Here is a 14,295-nt window from a genome sequence, read left to right as displayed (position 1 = left end):
GTTAGAACTTCGCGCGCAGCCCCGCGCGCATGGTGCGCCCCGGGACGATCGTCACGTTGTCTGGCTCGCCGCGCTGCGTCCCCAGCAGGTTCTCGGCGCTGCCCATGAGCTCAAACGCCGACGTCACCTCGCGCGTGAACACCAGGCCTACCCGGGTCGTGCCGGGATACCGCAGCCAGTAGCCCCGCAACGCGTCGCCGGTCGGCGGCCGATCCGCCGACGTGAGGGAGAGCCAGTCGTAGTTGATCCAGTTGCCCGCCCGCGCGACGTTTGCGGTCGCCGACCAACCGCGGCCGAGCCAATTGGCCGCAAGACTGACGGTGTGCGCCGGTACTTGCAGCACCCGGTCGTTGGGGCGCAGGTCGCCCTGGTACCCGCGCGCCAGCCGCTCCACGCGACTGTCGGTGAGCCCAAGCGATCCCGTGAGGTTGAGGGCGCCGCGGGTGACGCGCCCCTCCAGCTCCCATCCCCGGTTGTCGATCGCCCCGATATTCTCCAGTCGCGTGGTCAGGCCCCGTCCCCCGGGGCCGGTGGAGAGCACCGGCTGGATCAGGTTTGTCGCCCGCTGGTCGAACCGCGTGAGGCTGACCGTGGCGGCTGTGCCATATCGCAGGTCGAATCCGTACTCGAATCCCGCCTGCGATTCGGGCTCCAGGACGACCACCGCCGGCGAGCGCCCACCCCAGGGGTTGTCCCGGCTCCCGACGCGCGGCTGCTGGATCGCGCGGCCATACGACCCACGGAGCGTGATCGCCGTCGGCCCCGCTGTGTGGCGCCAGGCGGCACCGACTGTTGGCAGCGTCTCGACGCCGCTCAGGAGGGTATAACCGACGTTGTGCTCCAGGCGCAGCCCGCCATTCAGCACGAAGGCGCCCCGCCACGTGATTTCGCCCTGGGCCATCAGCCCCGTGGTGTGACGCCAGATCGCCGACTCCCCGGTCTGGGCCGGCGCAAACGACGCCCCACGGGTGGCGTCTCGCAGGCTGGACTGGTCCAGCCCGAAGGTCACGGCGCCAGTGCCAACGGTCCCAGCGACGAAATGCCGATTGCCGGACCAGCGCAAGCTCACGCGTTGGGCATTGCCCGCCGCCGACAACAACGCGCTATCCCCGGGGGTGCGGTACCGGCCCGCAGTGGCCGCGAGGTTGTCGAGCACGTAGCCGTCGACCCCGGCGGTCGCCTGGTGCGACCACAACGCCCGCTCGAACGCCAGGGTGCTTGCGACGGTGTATTCCCGCACCGACTGCGCGCGCGTGCTGTCCCACGGCAGCGTGACCTCGGGCGCCCCGATGGCCGCGTGTGGCTGCAGCGATGACGCCGGCGCCGCTTGCGCCGCCGGCAACAGCGGGCTCAACGGATTGCCCGCCTCCTGCGACACCCCGCGCGCCGTGAACTGCCAGCGCGCGCGCGCGCCCAGTACGGCGGCCCCAACCGTCCCTTGCAGCTGCCGGCTGTACGCGCCGGGCACGAATGCCCCGGTCGTCGCCATCGCCAGCCCCGCCGAGAGTGAGCGGTCCTCCCGACCCATCCGCCCACTGAAGGCATGTTCCTGCACAAACGCTCCCAGGGGCGCGTACGCGCTCTCCGATACCCCGGCGCTGCTCCGCACGGACAGGTGCGAGGGCGCCGACAGCCCGCTCGCCTGGAGGGTCGTGATCTCGATGACACCGCTCACGGCCCCACTGCCGTACAGCGCGGCACCCTGCGGCCCGCGAATGACCTCGATGCGCGCCACCTGGTCCGGCGCCAGCTGCGCGAGGAACAAGGGGTTCGCGACCTCCACCCCATCCACGTAGACCTTGGGATACGAGGCGCCAAACGAACTCGCCCCCCGCAGGCTGGCCACGGCAGCGCCAAGGCTCGAGGGGGACGGAGTCCAGATCCACATGCCAGGGACGTGCGTCGTCAGCAACTGGGCGATCGTCGAGGCGCCACTCGCCTCGATCGCCGCTCGATCCACGATGGTGCGCGCCGCCGTCACCATACCGACCAGCGGAATCCCCCGTGCCTCCTCGACCCTCACCTGCGCCAGCAACGCGGGCGCAGGCAGTGAGTCGGAGACGCCGTCCGCCGGAGGCTGCGGTCGCCGACCGGGCACCAACATGATCCGGTCGGGACCGGTGATCACCGGCTCGAGCGTCGATCCAGACAACCACAACGCCAAGGCATCCCCAAGGCGAACCCCGGACGCCGCGGTGCACGACGTGGCACCAGCTGGCAACAGGTCAACCGAATAGGCGAAGGTCACGCCCGCCTGACGTCCCGCGCGGTCAATGGCGTCCCGCACGGGCAGGCCAGCACCAACACGAATGAGCCTATCCAATGGGGTCGCCCAGCGTCCTCCCTCCGCCGGCGCGCACGCATCCTGCCCTCCCGCGAGGGAAGGAAAGACGAGTGCCACCATCAGGAGCAGTCGCTTCACGGTGTGCTGCCCTCAAGAAGTCTTGCTTCGGCTTACCGGCCTCCACCCCGCGAGACCACGGCCGTGTCGCCCTTCCACGTCACCCGCGCCCCCAGCACCAACGCCGCCTCTTCCATTCGCTGCCGCGCTTCGGCAAGCGTCAGGTCCTGGGTCACCCTCAATACGCGCAATTCCGGATCTTCAAGGCGCACGACCCATCCGGTCCAAGATGCCACCGTGCGGCTGAACTCCTCCATGGAGACATCACGGAAGTGCAGGCGCCCTGACGTCCAGTCCGCGTCACCTTCGGGCACCGTGCCGCGCGACGCCGCCTGGACCGCTCCAGCCGCCACCATTACCTCGTCTCCCTGCGAGAGCTGTACCTCGGCCGCCGCCCCGGTTCCCCGGACGGCGACCGCACCCTCATGGACCGCCACACGCACCTCGCCGTTAACCCCGGAACGCACCGAGAACACGGTGCCGATGTCCCGGACAACTGCATCTCCGGCCAGTACGGTGAAGGGATGCTCCTCCTCGTGCGTCGCTCGGAACCAACCCTGACCCTCAAGTCGGAGGCTGCGGTTCTCCGCGGGGAATCCAGCCGGGATCGTCAGCGTCGCACCCGGCGCCAGCATCGCCACACTTCCGTCCGCCAGGCGGACGGAATCCACCTGCCCGACCGTGCCGCGATACACCGATCCCGCGACGGTGCCATCCGTGTTCGTGGGGACTAACCAGTTCCGCGCGAACACCAGCGCGACCGCGGCCGCCGCGGCCAGCCCCACCCAGCGAATAGCCGGTCGAGGCGAGCCTGCACGACGCGACGCCAGGGACACCACCGACGCCTCGTCCCGTCGCTCCCGCGTTCGCCGGAGCGCCGACTCCACATCCAGACCGCTCGGCAATGCCGCAGGTACCTTCCGCGAAAGGGTATCGAGCGCACGCAACAGCTCCGCGTCCGCCGGATTCGCGCGCAGGAACGACTCCATCCGCGCCCGGTCGCCAGCGTCGCCCTCCCCCGCGATGTGCCGGGCTGCCAACTCCCAGTCCGGAGCGGTGGAATCGCCGTTCGTGTGATCCGTCATACCCCTCGATACACGCGTAAACGAAAGTACCCTAGCCGGGAATCTCCGGCATTTGACCAGCTATCGCCACCGTCCCGATTCACGGTATCATCCGCCCATGTCGACGCCAGACCCCACCCTTCTCGCCCAGCAGGTTGAACGCCTCCGGGCGGGGGACGAGGTCGCCTTCGACGCCCTCTTCCGGGCGTGGTACCCGCCTCTGGTCCAGTTCGCGGAGCGCCTTCTGCGCGAGCGCGAAGGCGCCGAGGAGGTCGTGCAGGATGTGATGCTGGAGCTGTGGAAGCGGCGCGAGACACTGGTGATCACCGGATCTCCGCAGGGATACCTCTACCAGTCAACGCGAAATCGGGCGCTCAATCGTCTCCGTCACCTTCGGGTCGAGAACCGCGATGACGAGTTCGATGCAGACACCCTTCCCTCCCGGGGGGCCAGCGACGGAGAGGCCGCGGCTGGCGAAGTAGAGGCGGCGCTGGAACGAGCCGTCAACTCGCTGCCGCCTCGCTGCCGCCAGGTGTTCGAACTGAATCGCGTGCAGGGGCTCAAGTATGCGGAAGTCGCCGCGGCCATGGGGATATCGGTGAAGGCGGTCGAGGCGCACATGGCTCGTGCCCTGCGCACCCTCCGCGAGCAGCTGGCGCCGTGGCTCCCCCCCGGTCGAAGCCTGTAGCAGAGAAACCGTGGCCGGCCGGAGGGCCGTAGTCGATTCAAACCCTTTGCCGGTCCCGGACCATCCAATCCGGTGCCAGGCGAAGGACGGCCCTCCCGATGCTCTTGACTCAACCCCAGCGCGACACCCTCTCTGTCGAGAGCGAAGCGCCCGACGTGGCTTTGGCCGCGTCGGGGGACCGGCGAGCCTTCGAGCGTTTGTACCGGGCCCACCAGAACCGTGTGTTCTCGGTGTGTGCCCGCATGGTGGGGGACCGGAACCAGGCGGAGGAGCTGACGCAGGACGTTTTCGTTCGTGCTTGGGACAAGTTGTCCCAATTTCGCGGTGAGGCGGCGTTTGGCACCTGGTTGCACCGCCTTGCCGTGAACGTAGTACTGAACGCGAGAAAGTCGGATGGTCGCGTACGGGCTCGACTCTCGGACGACGAAGAGGCGATGGATCGAGTCCCGGCACCGGGAGGTGCCCCCATGGGCACCTCGTTGGATCTGGAAGCGGCCATTGCGGCCCTCCCCCCCGGGGCCCGCCGCATTTTCGTGCTGCACGATGTGGAAGGGTACAAACACGAGGAGATTGGTGAGATGCTTTCCATCACGGCGGGTGGCAGCAAGGCCCAGCTGCATCGGGCCCGCATGCTGCTCCGCGAGGCACTGAACCGATGACCCATCCCAACTTGTCATGCGAGGCGTTCGAGGCCCAGCTGCCCACCTGGCTCGAGGGTGAGCTCGATGTCTCGGCCACCGCCGACGCCGAGCTGCACCTCGCCGCGTGCGCCGCGTGCCGCGCGGTGGTCGCCGAGCTGGAGCGACTGGCGGACGCCGCCGCTGCATTGCCCGTTTTGTCTCCCTCACGGGACTTGTGGGCCGGGATCGAGGCGCGCATTGCGGCGCCGGTCGTGGCCTTGCCAGTGCGTCCCGCACGGCCCCGCTGGCAGCTCGGGGCGGTCGCCGCCGGGTTGGTGGCGGTCACGGCGCTCTCCACCTGGCAGGTGGCGCGTCGCACCGCCCCGGTGGAGACCCGGGTCGTGGCCGCGTCGGCTGCGCCCCTGGACACCGCCACGCCGGCCGCCGCCCTGACGACCCCGGCCCCGACGCCAGTCATCACGCCGGTCGCTGCGAACCCACAGGCCACACGCCCTTCGGCGCGCGTGACCTACGCGGACGAGATTACGCGGCTGCAGGCGCTCGTCGCCGCCCGCGCAAACGATCTCGACCCCGCGACTGTCGCAATCATCCAGAGCAGCATCGCCACGATCGACCAGGCGATTGTCGAGGCCAAGGCGGCCCTGGAAAATGATCCTGCATCCCGCTTTTTGGAGTCGCAACTAAATAAGTCGCTGGAACGCAAGCTTGGCCTGCTCCGCAAGGCCGCCCTGCTCGCCAGCAGCACCTGACCCGCCCATGACGCGCCGCTCCCTGACTCTCCTGGCCGCCACCCTGCTCGCGGCAACCCGCGCAGCCGGCGCCCAGTCGACGGACCGCAACATCGAGCGCTGGGCCGCCTCGATCGCCGCGGCCGCCGAACGGATCGCCGCGCAGGTCGAACGGAAAGCCAACGAAGTCGCGCGGCGTGTCGAGCGGGAGTTCGACGACAAGAACCGCCGCGAACGCGCCGCACGCGCGCGATGGGAGCGCAACGACGATGCCGACGGCGAGGGACAGTTGAGTCGCATCGACACCACGTTCGCGTTCAGCGCGACCGGGGTGGTGGACCTCTCGGTGATGTCCCGCGACATCATCGTGACGGGCTGGGATCGCAAGGAGGCCCGCGTGCGCGCCGAGTCGGAACGGGGGCGCTTCGACCTCGACCTCACGGCCAGTCGCCTCACGCTGGAGCAACATGCCGGTGGCTCGAATCGCGATCACCGGACGATCACGTACGAAGTCACCGTTCCACGCGGTGCACGGGTGCTCGTGCGCAGCAGCTCGGGCGACATCGAGGTCCGTGGCGCCGGGGGTGAGGTGGAAGCCAGCTCGATGAGCGGTGATGTGCTCATCGATGACGCCGCGGCGCGCGTGGACGTGGGCTCGATCTCCGGGGACGTGATCATCCGCCGCGTCAAGGGACGCGTGGAGGCCGCGACCGCCAGCGGATCGATCGAGGTCGCGGACCTCGAGGGCGACCTCAAGGCCGAATCCACCAGCGGTGACGTGGTCGTCGAACGTGGGCGTGGACGCGACGTGGAGCTCTCCACCACGAGTGGCGACGTGTCCTACACGGGCGACATCGAGGCGGATGGCCGGTACGAGTTCCACTCGCACTCCGGCACCATTGCGCTCACCATCCCATCGGCCAGCAGCGCACGGTTTGCCATCGAGACGTTCAGCGGGGAGATCGATTCCGACTTCCCCATCACGCTGCTCCCCGGCGAACGCAGCCTCAACCGCCGGCCCCGCCGCTTCGAGTTTGCCGTTGGCACCGGCGGCCCTCGCATCATTGCCGAGACGTTCACGGGGAACGTCGAGATCCGCAAACGCTGAGTCCCATGACCACGACCCTGAGAACCCTGGTGGCTGGCGCCCTCCTCGCCGCAACGGCCGGCGCGCAGGAACGCCGCAGTGACCGCGCGTTTACCTGGGAAGGCAACGTTCCGGCGGGCCGCTGGCTCTACGTCCGCAACCTCAACGGCTCCATCCGCGTGGAGCGCGGCTCAGGGAGCCGCGTCGAGGTCGTCGGGACCAAGCGCTGGCGACGCGGCAACCCGGACAACGTCCGCATCGAGATGAAGAAGTCGGGAGACGACGTCATCATCTGCGCCACCTGGAACGAAAACACCCGGTGCGACGAGGAAGGGTATCGCACGCGCAACAGCAGCCGGAGTGAGCGCGACCGCAACAATGACACCTCGGTCGAGTTTGTCGTGCAGCTGCCCGAAGGCGTGAAGCTTGTCACCAGCACCGTGAATGGCGGACTCGACATCCGCGGTGCCAGCGCCGAGGTCGAGGCGAACACGGTGAATGGGTCCATCGACGCCACCTCGTCAGGCGGCCCCGTGAAGGCATCCACGGTCAATGGAGATATCACCGTGAAGATGGCTGACCTGGGCCGCGGCAACCTGGACTTTAGTACGGTCAACGGATCGATCGAGGTGTGGGTGCCCGGAGGCCTCGACGCGGATCTCGACATGCGCACCGTTAACGGGCGCGTGGAGTCCGACTTCCCCATGACGCTCAGTGGCCGGATCAACCCGCGTCACCTGCGCGCCAAGGTTGGAGACGGCGGACGACGCATCAGTTTTTCGACTGTGAACGGAAGCGTGGAGCTTCGGAAACAGTAGGGACAGCTCAGGAGCCACAGCGAAGCACGAGCAGCACGAGCAGCACGGGACGCGTGCTGCCCCAGTCGTGCTGCTCGTACTGCATCAGTTGTCTCCTCCCGTCGACGCTTTCACCCACGGGCACTACCGGGCCGACCGCAGAGCCCCCTACCTTTCGGACGCCTCTCTCCCGGAGTCCTCCCATGGGCGTCTCGTACCGCCCGCTCAATCCCCCGATTGTCGTCCGCACCGGCGCCGAGCGCGCCACGCTCGTGCGACGGACCTACACGCTGGTCTTCGCGAGCGTGCTCGTCACGATGGCGGGTGTCTGGTTCGCGATGGGGCAGCCGCGGATCATGGAAGCCGTGATCCGGCATCCGATCATCACCATGCTGTGTACGCTCGCACCGCTCTTCATCGCCATGAAGATGCGGAACGCGTTCCCGGCCAACCTCGGGCTGGTCTTCCTTTTCACGTTTGTCGAGGGAATCGCGATCTCCCCGATCGTCTACCTCTACTCAAAGACCAACCCGGCCCTCATCGGCCAGGCCGGCATCCTCACCGGATCCACGTTCGGGGCGCTCACCGTCTACGCCTGGCTGTCGCGGCGCGACTTCAGTGCGTGGGGGTCATTCTTCATGATCGGCGTGTGGGTCCTGATTGCGACCTCACTCCTCAACCTGTTCTTCCAGAACGAAACGGCGTCGCTGTGGATCTCCGGCGCCACCGTCATGGTGTTTGGCGGGCTCCTGGTGTTTGATACCTGGCGCATCCGCAACCTCTACGGTCCGGATGACTACGTGGCCGCAGCGGTCAACATCTACCTGGACCTGCTCAACATGTTCCTCGCGATCCTGCACCTCCTCGGAGGTCGCAGCCGCGACTAACGCCCCACCGGCAGCACGTCGATCGCGCGCGCCAGCTCGAAATCCTTCACCGTGATGCCTCCCGCCGAGTGCGTGGACAGCGTCACGGTGATTTTCGTATACCGAATATCAAGGTCTGGGTGGTGATCGCGGGATTCCGCAGCCTCGGCTACCTGGCGCACCCAGGCGATCCCGGCCATGAAGTCGGGAAACGCAAAGACCTTCACCAGCGAATTCCCGCGACGCGACCACCCGGGCAGGGAGCCCAGTTCACGGTGGATCTCGATATCCGAGAGCGGTGCGACGGCCATGGTATCGTGGAGGCTGGTGCGATACACAATACTACGGTCCCGCCCGCCGGCTCGCTGGCCCCCGCGGGCGCCGTTCGTGCCAGTCGGTGTGCCGCTGCCAGGCGCGGCCAAGGGCCAGGACCTGGGCGTCGGCACCCATCGGACCAAACACCTGGAGGCCGACCGGAAGCCCGCCCGCGATTCCCGCGGGCACGCTGAGCGCGGGGATCCCCGCCACGTTCTGCGGCCCGTTGCAGCGCGTGAACGCCTCGACGGTCGTCAACTCGCGACCGTTGATCCGGACCATGGCCGGGGCATCGATCGGCGGCGGGACCACCGGAAGGGTCGCCCCCACCAGAAGGTCCACCGATGCAAAGGCCGCGGCGAAGGCCGCCTGAACCATGGACCGCTTCTCCTGCGCGCGAAGGTACTCCACGGCGGTCCGCGCGTACCCGGCTTCCATGCGCTGGCGCACCTGGGGACCGTAGCCATCCGGTCGGTTGCGCAGGTACTCATCGTGGAATGCCACCGCCTCACTGCTCGCCAGGACCGTGGACGCGTCCTGCACCCCATCGAGCTCTGGTATCCGGACCTCCCGCAGGTCACGCACCAGCGGTCGTAGCGCCTTCAGGGCCGACTCCAGGGCACGCGCCACCGGCCCATCAAGGTCGCGCATGTGGTATTCGGACACTCCAATCACGAGCCGTTTCACTGGCGCGCGCGATCCCTTCAACAAGGCCGCCCCCCTCCCCGGTGGAAGCATCGCCGCGAGCATGAGGGCAGCATCGTCCACCCCACGGGCCATCGGACCCACATGGTCGAGGGAATGGGCGAGGGGAATCACCCCCTCAACGGACACGAGGCCATACGACGGCTTGAACCCGGTGATCCCGCAGGCGGCGGCCGGGATCCGGATGGAGCCGCGCGTGTCGGTCCCGACCGCCAGCGGACAGAGGTCCGCCGCCACGGCGACGGCCGACCCCCCGGAGGAGCCCCCGGAGACCCGGTCGGTATTCCACGGGTTACGGGCCGGGCCGAAGTGCTCGTTGACGTTCGTGACGCCTAACGCGACCTCATGCAGGTTCGCCTTGCCGACCACGACGCACCCTGCCCGCCGTAAGCGACGCACGACCGGGGCATCGGCCTGCGCTGGCAATCCGTCGCCGTAGATCCGGGAGCCGCCGGTGGTCAGCGCATCGCGCGTGAAGATCAGGTCCTTCACCGCGAGGGGAACGCCGGCCAGCGGACCGAGGGGCTCACGCTTTGCGCGGCGTCGATCGATGGCCCCGGCGGCGGCCAGGGCGCTCTCACGCATGACGGTGATGAACGCATTGAGATGGGGCTGCGTCCGCTCGATCGCCTCGAGCGAGGCCGTCACGACCTCGCAGGCCGTGGTGTGCCCGCGGGCGATGTCGCGCGCCACCTCACCGGCCGACCGCGTCATCGGATCCCCACCAGGCCCTTCGCGGCCGCCAGCATTTTGGCCGAATCAAACCCGGTCCCACTGCGAAAGACCGTCACCACGTCGTAGATCGCGGCGGGAGTCGCGACCGGGTTGCCGCGGATCACCGCCAGGTCGGCCACCTTCCCCAACTCGATACTGCCGCGCGTGGCCTGCTCGCCGAGGATGCGGGCGCCGTTGAGGGTCATCACCTGGATCGCCTCCCCGGGGCTGAAGCCGGCCTCGACCAGCATCTCGTAGTTGCGCAGGTCACCAAAGCCCGGAAGCATCCCGCTGCCCCAGGGGTCGACGCCGGCCCCCAGGAGCCCACCGGCCCGGACAAAGTCCCGTTCCCACGCCATCATCTTGCGGATGAGCCGCTCCGGCACGACCAGTCCCTGCGTTCCGAGGGCGGCGTATTCGGCCTCCACCTCGGCCCGCGTGTCGGGGGCGAGCAACTCCATGGCGCGCGGGTGGAGCTTGAAGCGGCCCGGGGTGAACGTCTCGTAGACGGCCAGGGTGGACGTGACGGCGACCTTCTTGTCGGCAAGCTCCTTGATGGAGGCCTGGACCGCCGGGCTCGCGACATCCACGTCCGCCTGGATCCGCATGTTCTCCGCGGGACAGGTGTCGGGACGCTTGCCCGGCACATAGGCGCTATTGGTGATGAAACCGTGCTCCACGGCGTCGAAGCCTAACGCGGCCGCATCGGCGAAGCTGAGGGAGCAGAGGTGCCCGGTGACCTTCATGCCATGCCGATGGGCCTCGTCCACGATGGCGCCGGCGATGGCCCGTGTGAGGTTCCCCTGCAGCTTGAGCCAGGTGGCGCCCTCCTCGGCCCAGTAGGCCACCACGCGGCGGGCCTCGTCCGGCGTGCGCAGCCCCCGGTTCATGGATTCTGGTCCGGCGGCACCATTCAGGTAGGGGCCGGTGATGTGCATGCGCGGCCCGGGCAGGTTCCCCGATTCCACCGCCTGCTTCATGTTCAGCTCCTGGTACGGGAACATGGAGCCGGCCGTGCGGATCGTCGTGACGCCATTGGCGAGGTAGGCCAGCGGCCCGCTCATCGTCATTTGGGTCGTGCGCGTGGTCTGGCGGAAGTACGTATGCTCGTGCAACCCGACCAGGCCGGGGATGACCGTGTGCCCGGCAAGGTCGAGCACCTGGGCATCAGCGGGTGGTGCCAGGCGGCCCGTTGGGCCGATCCCGAAGATCACCCCATCCTTCAGGAGGATGGTCTGGTCCTCGCGCGGGGCCGCGCCCGTGCCGTCGATCAGCCGCACGTGGGTCAGGGCGACCACCGGAGCATCGACACTGACGTACGGGCGAAGGGAGGCCGTGACGGGGAGCCGGCCTTGTGCCGGGAGGACGGCGGCACCGAGCAAGGCCGCCCATCGCATGCTGGATCTGACGAGGCGCATTGGAGGCGTGGTGTGGTCGCTCGAATGTACCTGCCGGACCCATCGGCCGACGTGGGACTCTCATGATGGTGGCGCGATGGCGTTGATCGCCGGGGCTGGTAGCAGCACGGCGCGTCATTTTGACCTGCCATCCTGAGACCTGGCGACCCGGTACCGGGTTGGGACCGGTCTCCTCCGGCGTCTTGATCTTCGGGTTTTGTTCGGTATTATAGGCGTCCCTCGCTGCCCGTCGCGCGGGGGACAACGCGGAGACCGAGATGCAGCAGGCCATGCCATTGGGGGACGCACAGGCGACGTCCTCCCAGCATCCCCTGGTGGGGGAGCAAAAGGACATCCGGTATTACGGCAGTCAGGCGCGAACTCTCCTGAACAGTCCGGACAGTACGGGGATGCCGTTCTGGTCCATCAACCCGTATGTCGGGTGTGCCTTTGGGTGTGCCTACTGCTATGCGCGGTACGCGCATCGGTTTGTCATGGAGCGGGGCACCCTCGCGACGGAGGGTGTCGAGGGGGAGGGAGACGGGGACGGAGCTGAGGTATTGCCTCCCTGGCTGGCCTTTGAGCGGCGGATCTTCGTGAAGCGCAACGCGGCGGAGGTCCTGCGCCGCACGTTGCGGGACCGGAGCTCCGCGGCCGGCGCCGTGCAGCGGGGCGAGACGATCGTGCTGGGCACGGCGACCGACCCGTACCAACCGGCGGAGCGCCTCTTTCGCGTGACGCGAGGCGTGCTCGAGGTGCTGGCTGAGGCTAAAGGTCTCAAGCTGGTGATCATCACGAAGTCGCCGCTGATCACGCGCGACATGGACCTCCTGGTGCGCATCGCCCAGCGCTCGACGCTGACGGTGCACCTGTCCCTGATCACGTTGGACCGGGAGTTGGCGCGACGGATCGAGCCACGCGCGCCCACGCCGGAGTCCCGGCTCCGGGCGTTGCGGCGCCTGAGCGCGGCGGGGATCGAAGCGGGAGTCAACATCATGCCAGTGCTCCCCGGGGTGACGGACCGCCCCGACGCGTTGGCGGCACTGGTTCGGCGCATTGCGGCAGAGGGCGGGACCCACGTGAACCCCAGCCCGCTGCGGTTGCGGGCGACGGCCCGCGCGCGGTACCTGCCGTTCCTGGCCACGGAGTTCCCGCACCTCGTCACTCGTTATGCAGACGCCTACGCCCACAGCCACGAGATGACCCCAGGCTACCGTGACGGCCTGCGTCGCTTCATGAAGCAGCTGTGCGCCGAGGTCGGGCTGCAATACGGCACACCGGACGAACGGGCCTTCGAGCCACGTGCCGGCACAGCCTGGATGGGGGATGACGCGACACCGGCCCCCACGCCCTCACCGGACGTCGCACAGCTGGAGCTCCTGACGGCGAGCTGACGGCCAAGGGAACGCCGCCGACGGAGCCCGCGGTGTCCCACACGTCACGTCGGCCGGGTCAGCGCATAGTAGGCGACATACAACCAGGAGAACACTCCATGAATCACGGCCCACACAATGGATTTGTGCACGCTCCAGGAGATCACCATGGCGAGGGTGCTTCCCATCGTGATCCCGGCGCGCGCGGCATTTCCGGTGCGTACGAAGATCCCGCGCGGAGGCGAAGGGGGTGGCGGCGGGGGCGCACCCGGACCGTGGACGGTGCCGACATAGGGTTCGGACATGGGGAGCCGGAAAGACGGACGCCTCCAGCCTAACGATTTCCAGCACGGCCGCAAGCGGGCGTGCCCCTCCCCTGGCTCCTCCCTCCCTCGATCCGCGTCCCTGTGTCAACCGCACTCGCCACCCTCCGGGCCCAACTGGCCACTGTCGTCGCCCCGACGCCAGCGGTGGAGCGCACGTTGGCGACCGGGATCCTGGCCCTGGATGCGACGCTCCCCGGCGGTGGCATTCCCTGTGGCCGGCTCACCGAGGTCGCGGGAGCGTCCGGCAGCGGGGCCACGTCCCTGGCCCATGCCATCGTCGCCCGGGCCATCGTAGACAAACAACCTGTAGCATATATCGACGCCACCCGCACGCTGGCCCCGGGCGACTGGGCCCCCCTCGCCACGACCGGGCTCCTCTGGGTCATCCGGCCGCCCACCGACGGCCATGGCACCTGGTGCGCGGACATCCTCCTGCGCAGCGGCGCCTTTCGCCTCGTCGTGCTGGATGACACCACCCCCATCCCCCGCAGCATCGTCATCCGGCTCTCGCGCCTCGCCCAGGACACCCAGGCCGCCCTCCTCGTCGTGCATCACCAGCCCGCCGGACGCGGCCTGGTCGGGAGCGCCCTCCGCCTGGAAATGGAACGCCGCCTCCGCCCACGCCACGAACGCCCCGCCTGGCGACGCGTCGAAACCCGACTCGCGCGCGCCGCCCATGGTCAATCCCTCACCCCGGTCTCCACGCGCTCGACCGATGACGCCCCCCCTGCCCACCGCACCCTGCACGCCTTCACCTGCACCATCACCAAGGGGGCCGGACACGATGGCCCCCTGGCCGTCGAGGTGACCTGTGCCCACGACCTCCCGCGTCGCTTGTGTCCGAATCCCGCGATTCCCGATCGGCGTGGTGTGGCACCACGCAACCGGCTCGGTGAACGGGCCGCCCCCGATGCCCCCGGCGCGCGACGAGCAACTCCCCCTCCCGATGGCGTGGGAGGCACCAGCCTCCCATACAAACGGCGGTTTGCAGAACCCGACACCAGCCGGGAGTCCTTCCTCCTGGATGTCACGGCAGGCCATAGGCGGCAGGCGGCAGACGGCGGACGGCAGTCGACAGACGCCCACCGACCACCGGCGCAGCGCGCCCAACACACGAGCAGCAGCGACCGCTGACGCGGGGCCTCGGGGGGGTCGGGACGGCAAGCAGCAGACGGCAGGCGGCGGCACACACG

At 68.7% G+C, this 14,295-nt stretch carries 14 protein-coding genes; 8 read left to right on the top strand and 6 right to left on the bottom strand.

The annotated features are described in order from the left end of the window. Window position 1 precedes the first annotated feature (1 nt). Both IPK85_24975 and IPK85_24970 read right to left on the bottom strand, forming a co-directional pair. Window positions 2–2,422, bottom strand: a complete 2,421-nt coding sequence (locus tag IPK85_24975) for a TonB-dependent receptor (protein MBK8250622.1) — start codon at window positions 2,420–2,422, stop codon at window positions 2–4. 32 nt (window positions 2,423–2,454) lie between these two features. After that, window positions 2,455–3,486, bottom strand: coding sequence for a FecR domain-containing protein (locus IPK85_24970; protein MBK8250621.1), 1,032 nt, complete (start codon window positions 3,484–3,486; stop codon window positions 2,455–2,457). A 97-nt stretch (window positions 3,487–3,583) separates the two neighbouring features. Here IPK85_24970 and IPK85_24965 point away from each other — a divergent pair, with 97 nt between their 5' ends. The 6 genes from IPK85_24965 (at window position 3,584) to IPK85_24940 (ending at window position 8,293) form a co-directional block, all read left to right on the top strand. Then, a complete protein-coding gene (locus IPK85_24965) occupies window positions 3,584–4,153 on the top strand; it encodes an RNA polymerase sigma-70 factor (protein MBK8250620.1) in 570 nt (189 codons plus the stop codon). A gap of 98 nt (window positions 4,154–4,251) precedes the next feature. After that, window positions 4,252–4,812, top strand: coding sequence for an RNA polymerase sigma factor (locus IPK85_24960; GenBank protein MBK8250619.1), 561 nt, complete (start codon window positions 4,252–4,254; stop codon window positions 4,810–4,812). Beyond that, a complete protein-coding gene (locus tag IPK85_24955; protein ID MBK8250618.1) occupies window positions 4,809–5,543 on the top strand; it encodes a zf-HC2 domain-containing protein in 735 nt (244 codons plus the stop codon). The genes IPK85_24960 and IPK85_24955 overlap by 4 nt, the downstream gene beginning before the upstream one ends. A 7-nt stretch (window positions 5,544–5,550) precedes the next feature. Then, a complete protein-coding gene (locus IPK85_24950) occupies window positions 5,551–6,630 on the top strand; it encodes a DUF4097 family beta strand repeat protein (protein MBK8250617.1) in 1,080 nt (359 codons plus the stop codon). Window positions 6,631–6,635: 5 nt separating this feature from the next. Continuing rightward, window positions 6,636–7,427 carry a DUF4097 family beta strand repeat protein gene (locus IPK85_24945; GenBank protein ID MBK8250616.1) on the top strand — a complete coding sequence of 264 codons (792 nt, stop codon included), beginning with the start codon at window positions 6,636–6,638 and terminating at the stop codon, window positions 7,425–7,427. Window positions 7,428–7,609: 182 nt separating this feature from the next. Continuing rightward, window positions 7,610–8,293: a Bax inhibitor-1/YccA family protein gene (locus IPK85_24940; protein ID MBK8250615.1), complete on the top strand. Its 684-nt coding sequence runs from the start codon at window positions 7,610–7,612 to the stop codon at window positions 8,291–8,293. Here IPK85_24940 and IPK85_24935 read toward each other — a convergent pair. From IPK85_24935 to IPK85_24925, 3 genes are read right to left on the bottom strand one after another with little or no spacing between them, the layout of a single operon-like run. Next, window positions 8,290–8,583, bottom strand: a complete 294-nt coding sequence (locus IPK85_24935; GenBank protein ID MBK8250614.1) for a 4a-hydroxytetrahydrobiopterin dehydratase — start codon at window positions 8,581–8,583, stop codon at window positions 8,290–8,292. The two genes, IPK85_24940 and IPK85_24935, sit on opposite strands and share 4 nt — an antisense overlap. A 31-nt stretch (window positions 8,584–8,614) precedes the next feature. Next, window positions 8,615–10,006 (bottom strand): amidase, encoded by a 1,392-nt coding sequence (locus tag IPK85_24930; GenBank protein ID MBK8250613.1) that lies wholly within the window; start codon window positions 10,004–10,006, stop codon window positions 8,615–8,617. Continuing rightward, window positions 10,003–11,424, bottom strand: coding sequence for an amidohydrolase family protein (locus tag IPK85_24925; protein ID MBK8250612.1), 1,422 nt, complete (start codon window positions 11,422–11,424; stop codon window positions 10,003–10,005). The genes IPK85_24930 and IPK85_24925 overlap by 4 nt, the downstream gene beginning before the upstream one ends. 257 nt (window positions 11,425–11,681) lie before the next feature. On the opposite strand from IPK85_24925, the gene IPK85_24920 reads away from it, so the two are divergent. Next, window positions 11,682–12,797 (top strand): radical SAM protein, encoded by a 1,116-nt coding sequence (locus tag IPK85_24920; protein ID MBK8250611.1) that lies wholly within the window; start codon window positions 11,682–11,684, stop codon window positions 12,795–12,797. A 44-nt stretch (window positions 12,798–12,841) separates the two neighbouring features. On the opposite strand, the gene IPK85_24915 is transcribed toward IPK85_24920, so the two are convergent. Further along, window positions 12,842–13,081 (bottom strand): hypothetical protein, encoded by a 240-nt coding sequence (locus IPK85_24915; protein ID MBK8250610.1) that lies wholly within the window; start codon window positions 13,079–13,081, stop codon window positions 12,842–12,844. A 102-nt stretch (window positions 13,082–13,183) separates the two neighbouring features. Here IPK85_24915 and IPK85_24910 point away from each other — a divergent pair, with 102 nt between their 5' ends. Continuing rightward, window positions 13,184–14,236, top strand: coding sequence for a hypothetical protein (locus tag IPK85_24910; GenBank protein MBK8250609.1), 1,053 nt, complete (start codon window positions 13,184–13,186; stop codon window positions 14,234–14,236). Window positions 14,237–14,295: the final 59 nt, after the last annotated feature.

This window comes from Gemmatimonadota bacterium (genome assembly GCA_016712265.1).
Classification (GTDB): domain Bacteria; phylum Gemmatimonadota; class Gemmatimonadetes; order Gemmatimonadales; family Gemmatimonadaceae; genus RBC101.
This window is presented reverse-complemented; position numbering and strand designations above follow the sequence as displayed.

Excerpts from the sequence above, each read along its gene's own strand:
- IPK85_24970 (MBK8250621.1), bottom strand. The coding sequence starts at position 3,486 with ATGACGGATCACACGAACGGCGATTCCACCGCTCCGGACTGGGAGTTG.
- IPK85_24965 (MBK8250620.1), top strand. The coding sequence starts at position 3,584 with ATGTCGACGCCAGACCCCACCCTTCTCGCCCAGCAGGTTGAACGCCTC.
- IPK85_24960 (MBK8250619.1), top strand. The coding sequence starts at position 4,252 with ATGCTCTTGACTCAACCCCAGCGCGACACCCTCTCTGTCGAGAGCGAA.
- IPK85_24955 (MBK8250618.1), top strand. The coding sequence starts at position 4,809 with ATGACCCATCCCAACTTGTCATGCGAGGCGTTCGAGGCCCAGCTGCCC.
- IPK85_24950 (MBK8250617.1), top strand. The coding sequence starts at position 5,551 with ATGACGCGCCGCTCCCTGACTCTCCTGGCCGCCACCCTGCTCGCGGCA.
- IPK85_24945 (MBK8250616.1), top strand. The coding sequence starts at position 6,636 with ATGACCACGACCCTGAGAACCCTGGTGGCTGGCGCCCTCCTCGCCGCA.
- IPK85_24940 (MBK8250615.1), top strand. The coding sequence starts at position 7,610 with ATGGGCGTCTCGTACCGCCCGCTCAATCCCCCGATTGTCGTCCGCACC.
- IPK85_24935 (MBK8250614.1), bottom strand. The coding sequence starts at position 8,583 with ATGGCCGTCGCACCGCTCTCGGATATCGAGATCCACCGTGAACTGGGC.
- IPK85_24930 (MBK8250613.1), bottom strand. The coding sequence starts at position 10,006 with ATGACGCGGTCGGCCGGTGAGGTGGCGCGCGACATCGCCCGCGGGCAC.
- IPK85_24925 (MBK8250612.1), bottom strand. The coding sequence starts at position 11,424 with ATGCGCCTCGTCAGATCCAGCATGCGATGGGCGGCCTTGCTCGGTGCC.
- IPK85_24920 (MBK8250611.1), top strand. The coding sequence starts at position 11,682 with ATGCAGCAGGCCATGCCATTGGGGGACGCACAGGCGACGTCCTCCCAG.
- IPK85_24915 (MBK8250610.1), bottom strand. The coding sequence starts at position 13,081 with ATGTCCGAACCCTATGTCGGCACCGTCCACGGTCCGGGTGCGCCCCCG.